9 protein-coding genes are annotated in these 8,944 nt (G+C 59.9%); 2 read left to right on the top strand and 7 right to left on the bottom strand.

Features of this window, described 5'->3' with window-relative positions; genetic code table 11:
• Positions 1 to 138 precede the first annotated feature (138 nt).
• Positions 139 to 1,044 (top strand): cation diffusion facilitator family transporter, encoded by a 906-nt coding sequence (locus tag ACW9IR_RS27150; protein ID WP_102899432.1) that lies wholly within the window; start codon positions 139 to 141, stop codon positions 1,042 to 1,044.
• Positions 1,045 to 1,153: 109 nt separating this feature from the next.
• On the opposite strand, the gene ACW9IR_RS27145 is transcribed toward ACW9IR_RS27150, so the two are convergent.
• The 7 genes from ACW9IR_RS27145 to ACW9IR_RS27115 all read right to left on the bottom strand — a co-directional run bounded on the left by ACW9IR_RS27145 (position 1,154) and on the right by ACW9IR_RS27115 (position 6,395).
• Positions 1,154 to 2,287: an AGE family epimerase/isomerase gene (locus ACW9IR_RS27145; protein ID WP_102899431.1), complete on the bottom strand. Its 1,134-nt coding sequence runs from the start codon at positions 2,285 to 2,287 to the stop codon at positions 1,154 to 1,156.
• Positions 2,288 to 2,468: 181 nt separating this feature from the next.
• Positions 2,469 to 3,041, bottom strand: coding sequence for a HupE/UreJ family protein (locus ACW9IR_RS27140; protein ID WP_102899430.1), 573 nt, complete (start codon positions 3,039 to 3,041; stop codon positions 2,469 to 2,471).
• A gap of 27 nt (positions 3,042 to 3,068) precedes the next feature.
• Positions 3,069 to 3,683, bottom strand: coding sequence for an urease accessory protein UreG (ureG, locus tag ACW9IR_RS27135; RefSeq protein WP_077570691.1), 615 nt, complete (start codon positions 3,681 to 3,683; stop codon positions 3,069 to 3,071).
• Positions 3,684 to 3,694: 11 nt separating this feature from the next.
• Positions 3,695 to 4,369, bottom strand: coding sequence for an urease accessory protein UreF (locus ACW9IR_RS27130; RefSeq protein WP_102899429.1), 675 nt, complete (start codon positions 4,367 to 4,369; stop codon positions 3,695 to 3,697).
• A complete protein-coding gene (gene ureE, locus ACW9IR_RS27125) occupies positions 4,366 to 4,866 on the bottom strand; it encodes an urease accessory protein UreE (RefSeq protein WP_008087160.1) in 501 nt (166 codons plus the stop codon). Before ureE ends, ACW9IR_RS27130 begins: the two co-directional genes overlap by 4 nt.
• Before the next feature lie 301 nt (positions 4,867 to 5,167).
• Positions 5,168 to 5,800: a TetR family transcriptional regulator gene (locus ACW9IR_RS27120; protein ID WP_008086186.1), complete on the bottom strand. Its 633-nt coding sequence runs from the start codon at positions 5,798 to 5,800 to the stop codon at positions 5,168 to 5,170.
• A gap of 172 nt (positions 5,801 to 5,972) precedes the next feature.
• Positions 5,973 to 6,395: a hypothetical protein gene (locus tag ACW9IR_RS27115; RefSeq protein ID WP_016985394.1), complete on the bottom strand. Its 423-nt coding sequence runs from the start codon at positions 6,393 to 6,395 to the stop codon at positions 5,973 to 5,975.
• 385 nt (positions 6,396 to 6,780) lie between these two features.
• On the opposite strand from ACW9IR_RS27115, the gene ACW9IR_RS27110 reads away from it, so the two are divergent.
• On the top strand, positions 6,781 to 8,856 hold the full coding sequence (locus tag ACW9IR_RS27110) for an AsmA family protein (protein ID WP_102899428.1): 2,076 nt from the start codon (positions 6,781 to 6,783) through the stop codon (positions 8,854 to 8,856).
• Positions 8,857 to 8,944 lie beyond the last annotated feature (88 nt).

Here is an 8,944-nt window from a genome sequence, read left to right as displayed (position 1 = left end):
ACATGAGACCGCGATCAAATGTGGGAGCGAGCTTGCTCGCGAAGGGGCCGTCACAGGCAATAAATCCCGATAAGGTAAACTCCCCTCGCAACAACCCAACCGCACCCCGCAGTTTTCAAGGTTTTTCGAGGAGTCAAAGTGAGTAACCGAGGTGAGCAGGCACTGCTCAAACAATCGACCATTCTGATGTTGGCTGTGGCGATTGCCGGGATCGTCACCGGTTTTGTTTCAGGTTCGCAATCCATCCTGTTCGATGGTTTTTTCTCGCTGATCGCAACGTTCATCAAAGTCCTGATGCTGATCACTGCCAAGCTGATCGCCAAGCAAAGCAATCACCGTTTCCAGTTCGGTTTCTGGCACCTGGAGCCGATGGTGCTGCTGATCGAAGGCAGCTTCCTGATGTTGATCGCGATCTACGCGTTTCTCAACGGCGTGTTCGGCATCATCAACGGTGGCCGCGACATCGAGTTAGGACTGGTGATCATTTATGCCGCGGTGTTTACCGTGGTCGAATTCGCCTACTTCTTCTACGTCCGCCAGCGTAACCGCAAGCTCAAATCCAGCCTGATCCAGTTCGACAACATCAGTTGGCTGGTGGACGCGATGCTGTCCGTGGGCCTGTTGATAAGCTTCCTTGCGGCACTGCTGCTCAAGTCTCAGGGTTATGGACAGTGGGCGGTGTACGTCGACCCGTTGATCCTGATCGTGCTGGCGCTGACCATGTTGCCACCAGCGTTCAAGATCCTTGGCCCGGCGCTGCGCGATGTACTGGGGATTGCCCCGGACACGCTGGATGATCAGGTGCGACAGGTAATGGACGCGGCGAAAACCGAGCATGGTTTCGACGATTACGTGTCGTACGTGCAGAAGCACGGGCGGGCGCGGTTTATCGAGATTCATGTGGTGTTGCCGGCGGATTATGCGCTGAGCAATGTCGGACAGCTGGATGCGTTGCGCGAGGAGATTTCGGCGCAGCTGGGCAAGCCGGATGCGGCGCGCTGGTTGACCATCAGCTTTACCGGGGACAAGAAGTGGATCGCCTAGCGACCGCATAACGGCTAATCGTCGGATCGCCGCCCGGAGCAGGCTCACTCCTACATTTGGAATGCGTTCCCCTGTAGGAGTGAGCCTGCTCGCGATAGCTATTTATCCGTCAGCGAAGATATTCAGCCAGACCGTGGTAGCAAGTCGCCAAGTGATAAGGCGTAGTCGAAGGCATGTCCTTGCGGCTCACTTCGCCCAACTCATCCCGACACTCATGCCAGCCACCGGCATGCAGAAACCGCTGCTGCAGCGCCTGCAACTGGCGCAGCACCACCGCTTCACTACCCTGACGCAAGGTCAGCGCGCGCAGATATTCCGCCTGAGCCCAGATCCGCTGAGTCGAGTCGCGCGGGCGTCCATTCGTTTCCAGATCGAGCATCGCCCGCACCGCGCCGGATGACTGCACCACACCGTATTGCTCGGTGAAGGCAAACGCGCGGTCGAGCGCCGCATGCAGTTTCGAACCCCGCAGCAACGCTGACGATTCCAGCAGGAAATACCATTCGAACTGATGCCCCGGCTCATACCAGTTATCCACAGCGCCGAGCGGCTTTTCCATCAACACGCCATATTGCGGGTCGACGAACTGCTTGTGCATGGCTGTGCATAACTCCAGCAATGCCTTTTGCGTCTGGGCATCTTCGCGAACGGCGAGGGTGGCGAGAAACGCTTCGGCCAGATGCATCAACGGGTTTTGCAGCGGACCGGTTTGCAGGGTGATCCAGTCGCGTTCCAGGCACGCTTCGTACAAGCCATCACCGGTCGCAAAGCGCCGGCCAATGATTTCCAGCGCCGCATTCAACGTCGACTCGACCAGCGAATCGCCGGACTTTGCCCAGTAATGCGCGCAGGCAAACAGGATAAAGGCGTGGGTGTAGAGATCCTTGCGCTGATCCAGCGGCTTGCCCAGCGCATCGATGCTGTAGAACCAGCCGCCATGCTCGGCATCATGAAAGTACCGTTGCAGCGAGCGGAACAGCGCCGCGGCGCGGACTTCAGCGTTATCCACAACCCCGATCAGGCTTGAAAACAGATACAGCTGCCGCGCACAGGCCATCGCCCGATAGCGCTGCGGTGGCAGCGGCTGATGCATGGCGTCCAGCGCCTCGTAGGGCAGCGCCATGTCGGCGTTCCAGCCCGGGCCTTGCCAGAGCGGCACTATGACGTTGACGAAGTGCTGTTGCACATCGTGAAACAGGGCGGTCAATTCAGGCAGGGAGGTGGAGCGGGAAGCGTGGGGCATGGGCGGACGTCGTCACGGCTGGGGCGATTGCGCGACATGGTAGCAGAGAGACCGGCATCAGAGATGCGGCGTATGATCGGCCGCCTTCGCGAGCAAGCTCGCTCCCACAGGTTTTGTGTATGCCACAAATCCAATGTGGGAGCGAGCTTGCTCGCGAAGGGGCCAGTTCAGACAATAAAAATTAGCCAGCGAGCAACCAAACACCAGTCGCCGCCGAAGCCGCGCCCGCCAGGCGCACCAACGGTGCAGCAGCCTGAGGCAGGAAACGCACCACGGCATAACCCGCCGCATGCAGTGCAGCCGTCGCGGCGACAAAACCCACCGCATACGCCCAAGGACTGCTCATGTCCGGCAACTCCAGCCCATGCGCCACACCGTGGAACAACGCAAACACCGCCGTTGCCACCACCGCCATGACCAACGGCGGACGCACCGCCAGTGCCACGGCCAAGCCCAGCGCCAGCACCGACGCGGCAATCCCGCTTTCCAGCGCCGGCAACTCCAGCCCTTCAAACCCGAGCAGGCCGCCAATCAGCATGGTGCCGACAAACGTGCACGGCAGTGCCCAGCGCGCCGCGCCTTGCTGTTGCGCGGCCCACAGGCCGACAGCGACCATTGCCAGCAAATGGTCGAGGCCGCCGATCGGGTGGCTGATGCCGGCCACCAGACCGCTATCGCCATGCCCCGGGTGAGCGAAGGCCAGCGCCGGCGTCAGCAGCAGCGCCACAGCGCCAAGAATACGTTTGAGTGTCATGAATAAGCTTCCTTGTTGATCAGTGAATCAGGCTGCGGTCAGCAGGCCCTGGCGTTCGATGAAGGCGATGATTTGTTCAAGGCCCTGACCGGTTTTCTGGTTGCTGAAAACGAACGGCTTGCCGTTGCGCATGCGTTGGGTGTCGCTGTCCATCATCTCCAGCGAGGCGCCCACCAGCGGCGCGAGGTCGATCTTGTTGATCACCAGCAGATCGGATTTGCAGATGCCCGGCCCGCCCTTGCGCGGCAGCTTGTCGCCGGCCGAGACGTCGATCACGTAGATGGTCAGGTCGGACAGCTCCGGGCTGAAAGTCGCCGAGAGGTTGTCACCACCGGATTCCACCAGGATCAGATCCAGCCCCGGAAAACGCCGGTTCAGTTGATCGACCGCTTCCAGGTTGATCGAAGCGTCTTCGCGGATCGCCGTGTGCGGGCAGCCACCGGTTTCCACGCCGATGATCCGCTCCGGCGCCAAGGCTTCGTTGCGCACCAGGAAATCGGCGTCTTCGCGGGTATAGATATCGTTGGTGACTACGGCGAGGTTGTAGCGCTCGCGCAGCGCCAGGCACAGGGCCAGGGTCAACGCGGTTTTGCCGGAACCGACCGGGCCGCCGATGCCGACGCGCAGAGGTTGTGTGTTCATTAATGTTTCTCCTAGGAGCGAAAGAGGCGGCTGTACTGGCGCTCGTGGGCCATGCACGCCAGGGACAGGCCGAACGCGGCGCTGCCCATGTGTTCGGGATTGATTCGGCTGGCGTCCTGCTGGGCTTGTTGCAGCAGCGGCAGCAGTTCGCTGGTCAGGCGTTGCGCGGCCTGCTGGCCCAGCGGCAGGGTTTTCATCAATACAGCGAGCTGGTTTTCCAGCCAGCTCCACAACCACGCGGCGAGCGCGTCCTGCGGGTTGATGCCCCAGGCGCGTGCGGCCAGCGCCCAGCACAGGGCCAGATGCGGTTCAGGGCATTGATCGAGAAAGTCGCGGGCGGGCGTGTCGAGTTCCGGCAAACCATTGAGCAATTGCTGCAACGAATAGCCCATCTGCCGGCTCTCCAGATGCAACTCGCGGGTCTCGCGGCTGGCGCGATGGCTTTCGCAGAGGCTCAGCAACTCCGCCCATTGTTCATCCGCCGCCGCCTGGCAATGCGCAAGCAACAGCGGTGCTTCGAAGCGCGCGAGGTTGAGCAGTAATTGATCGCTGATCCAGCGCCGAGCGCTGTCCGGATTGTTGACGCGGCCGTTATCCACAGCCATTTCCAGACCTTGCGAATAGCTGTAGCCGCCAATCGGCAACTGCGGACTGGCCAGGCGCAGCAGCGCCCAGGCCGGATTCACAGGCGTACGCCGAACTGATGGAGTTTCGGCGCGTAATTGAAGTCTTCGTCGCCGTGGCGTGAATGGTGATGACCGCCGCCGTAGGCACCGTGCTCGGGCTGGAATGGCGCTTCGATCGCTTCGACCTGCGCGCCCAGTTGTTCGAGCATCGCTTTGAGGACGTAATCGTCAAGCAAACGCAGCCAGCCATCGCCAACCTGCAAGGCGACGTGGCGGTTGCCCAAGTGATAGGCAGCGCGGGTCAGTTCGAATGCGTTGGCGCAGGTAACGTGCAACAGTTGCTCGGGACGTGCGCAGACGCGGACGATGCGGCCGTCTTCAGCCTGTAGGCATTCGCCGTCATACAGCGGCGGCTGACCGCGCTCCAAAAACAACCCGACGTCTTCGCCCTCGGCACTGAAACAGCGCAAGCGGCTTTTGCTCCGCGCTTCGAAGGTCAGGTGCAACTCGGCGGCCCAGACGGGTTGAGGGTCGATTCTGCGGTGAATCACCAGCATCGGAAAGCTTCCAGCTATGGACAATACTCTGGCTAGAGCAAGGGCCTTGCCAATCGGACGAGATGTAGGAAATCCCTGTCGGAGCGTAGTGGATGTTTCAAGATGTTGCGGGAGTATGGAAGGTTTTGGTGCGTGAAGATTTTTTAATGCACCAAATGGAGGCTGATGCGCCGAACCAAATGTGGGAGCGAGCTTGCTCGCGAAAGCGGTGGGTCAGTGATTTAGAAGTTGGCTGACACGACGCCTTCGCGAGCAAGCTCGCTCCCACAGGGGATTTGGTCTGGGCTGAAATAAAGGAAGGTTATTCGGTACTGCCCAACCCTTGCCAGTGCTTGAGCCCGATAAAGATAAAGCGCAGTTGCTGGGTGATCTTCGCCTGTGGCGTCAGATGCTCCGGCAGGGCTTCAGCGGGCGGGTCGATGATGTCCGGCAGGGTGGCAAACACCGATTTGACGATCAGATCTGCCATCACGCTCAGGCCCTCGGCGTCCAGATGCTGAAGCTTGGGCATCATCGTCAGATCAGAAGCGAGGTCGGAGCTGATGTTCTCGCGCAAGCGCCCGATCGCCTGACGCACCGGCAGCGAACCGCCGTATTGCTCGCGAGCGAGAAACAGGAATTGCGAGCGATTGGCGCTGACCACGTCGAGGAAGATCCGCACTGAAGCATCAATAATGCCGCCCATGACGAATTCGTTGTGTCGTACCAAACGGATGGTCTCGCGGAAGGTCTGGCCGACTTCGCTGACGAGCACCAGGCCTAACTCGTCCATATCGGCAAAATGCCGGTAGAAACCAGTGGGCACGATCCCGGCGGTTTTGGTCACTTCGCGCAGGCTCAGGCTGCCGAATCCTCGGCCGCTTTCCATCAGGTGGCGGGCAGCGTCCATCAAGGCGTTGCGGGTCTGTTGTTTCTGTTCGGCGCGGGGCAGCATCGCAAGGTGGTTTCTTCGGCAAGACAAGCGCCGCACTCTAGCAAATCGGCTTTATCGGCGTCGAACGGCAGCGGGGGTGGCAGCGGGGAATTGGCATCTCATTTGTAGCGAGGGTGCATAAAGTCAAAAGCCCAATCGGCGGATCGGGCTTTTTTTCAGGGCCGCCATGGGCTCAGCTCACAGCGCTATTGCGTTCGATAACACGGTCACCACCACCTTCGGCAACAGCCTGGCCTTGTGGGGTTTTGTCGTAGCCGTCTTCAACCAGACCTTTTTCTTCCAGGCGATTACGGCCGTTTTCAGCGACAGCCTGGCCTTGTGGGGTTTTGTCGTAGCCGTCTTCGACCAGACCTTTTTCTTCCAGACGATTGCGACCGTTTTCAGCTACCGACTGACCCTGTGGGGTTTTGTCGTAGCCATCTTCAGCCAGGGTCTGACCTTGTGGAGTTTTGTCATAGCCATCTTCGGCGAGGGTTTGGCTGAACACCGAGTGGCTATCTTTGACTTGCGGAGTGGCTTGATCGGCAGCCGGCAGGGCGAACGCAGTGCTGGCCAGCATCGAGAGGGTAAGGCTAAGCAGTAATTGGCGTTTCATGATGGGTTGCTCCTTGGGAGGGCGATAAAGTGGGTACGAGGGCAATGCTACTCTCGATAAGTCGATATAAAAGTTCATAAACGCAATGGTAATAATCAACAGAATTGATTGTTCTGCCGGGAGGCTCTAGATCGGGCCTTTGCGGGCGACGGTTTTGCACCGGGGTGGGTATTTTCGACTCACCTGCGCCTCGCAAAAGTGCGGGTCGTGGTAACACCGTTCGACTGATCGGTCAGATTTCGCGCGGCTTTTTGCGCGGTAATTGGCCTTTCGATTAAACCTGCGGCTGGTTTGCCAGTCGTAGATTTCATGAGGGCCGCTTTGGCCCGCCGTTTCAGCCGTGCGCCGCAGTCTTTGCGTGCGGTCGTGATCAGGAGCTTTGTGCATGACGCGCACTGGAAAAATCTTCAGCTGGACCTTCGCCATCCTCGTGCTGCTACTGGCTGTGCTGGTATTGATCATCGTGTTCTTCGACTGGAACCGGATCAAGCCGCCGCTCAACGCCAAAGTCTCGGAAGAACTGCACCGACCGTTTGCCATCAATGGCAACCTCGCGGTGATCTGGCAGCGCGAGCCGGACGAGGGTGGCTGGCGTGCGTGGGTGCCGTGGCCGCATGTGGTCGCTGAGGATTTGAGCCTGGGCAACCCGGACTGGTCGAAAAAACCGCAAATGGTCACGCTCAAGCGCGTTGAGCTGCGTATCTCGCCATTGGCGCTGTTGGCGCAACGGGTGGTGATTCCACGCATCGACCTGACTGAACCCAATGCCGAGTTGCAGCGCCTGGCCGATGGTCGAGCGAACTGGGTGTTCAAGTTCGATCCGAAGGATCCGAACGCTGAGCCGTCGAATTGGGTCGTCGACATCGGCGCCATCGGTTTCGACAAGGGCCATGTCACCCTCGACGATCAAACGCTCAAGACCAATCTCGATGTGCTGATCGATCCGTTGGGCAAGCCGATTCCGTACAGCGACATCGTCGGTGCCAAAGCGGCGAAAACCGCGCAGGACAAGGGCGGCGCACCGCAGGATTATGCGTTTGCCTTGAAGGTCAAAGGCCAGTACCACGGCCAGAATCTTAGCGGCCAAGGCAAGATCGGCGGGCTGCTCGCCTTGCAGGACGCGAGCAAGCCCTTCCCGTTGCAGGCGCAGGCGAAGATCGGCGACACCAGCATCGAACTCGCCGGCACGCTGACCGATCCGCTCAACCTCGGCGCCCTCGATCTGCGTCTGAAACTGGCCGGTGCCAGCCTCGGCAATCTTTATCCACTGACCGGCGTGACCCTGCCGGACACGCCGCCGTATGCCACCGACGGCCATTTGATCGCCAAGTTGCATGATGAGGCCGGGGCGAAATTCAACTATGAGCAATTCAACGGCAAGATCGGCAGCAGTGACATCCATGGCGACCTGACCTACGTCGCCAGCCAGCCTCGGCCTAAACTCAGCGGCGCGCTGCTCTCCAATCAACTGCTGTTCGCTGACCTCGCACCCCTGATCGGCGCCGATTCCAATGACAAGCAAAAGGCCCGCGGTGGCGAGAGCAAACAACCGGCGGACAAGGTGCTGCCGGTAGAAGAGTTCAAGACTGATCGCTGGCGCGCGATGGATGCCGACGTCGAGTTCACCGGCAAGCGTATCGTCCACAGCGAAAAACTACCGTTCAACGACCTCTATACCCACCTGAAGCTCAACGATGGTGAACTCAGCCTGGAGCCGCTGCGCTTCGGCGTCGCTGGCGGTAATCTCGATGCACAGATTCGCCTCAACGGCCGCACCGAACCGCTGGAAGGCCGGGCGAAACTGACCGCGCGCCGCTTCAAACTCAAAGAGTTGTTCCCGACCTTTGAGCCGATGAAAACCAGTTTCGGTGAGCTCAACGGCGACGCCGATATCAGCGGGCGCGGCAACTCGGTGGCCAAGCTGCTGGGCGGTGCCAACGGCAAATTGAAGATGCTGATCAACGATGGCGCGATCAGCCGAGAGCTGATGGAACTGGCCGGGCTCAACGTCGGTAACTACGTGGTCGGCAAGATCTTTGGCGACAAGGAAGTGAAGATCAACTGCGCAGCGGCGGACTTCGACATCAAGACCGGTCTGGCCACCACGCAGTTGTTTGTCTTCGATACCGAGAACGCGATCATCTATATCGACGGCACGGCGAACATGGCCACCGAGCAGCTTGACCTGACCGTGACGCCGGAATCCAAGGGCTGGCGTTTGATTTCCCTGCGTTCGCCGCTGTATGTGCGGGGCAAGTTCATCAAGCCGGATGCGGGCGTGAAGGCGGTGCCGCTGCTGCTGCGTGGGGCGGGAATGGTTGCTCTAGGTGTGATCGCTGCGCCGGCGGCGGGGCTGTTGGCGCTGGTGGCGCCGAGTGGTGGTGAGCCGAATCAATGTGCGCCGTTGCTGGAGCAGATGAAGGCGGGCAAGGCGCCGGTCACGGTCAAACCCACTAAATAAGAGCCAGATCAAAAGATCGCAGCCTTCGGCAGCTCCTACCTTGGAATGCATTTGCATGTAGGAGCTGCCGAAGGCTGCGATCTTTTTG

The organism is Pseudomonas sp. SDT291_1_S447 (genome assembly GCF_054070155.1).
The sequence above is the reverse complement of the archived record's forward strand: the minus strand, read 5'-3'. Positions and strand labels throughout refer to the sequence as shown.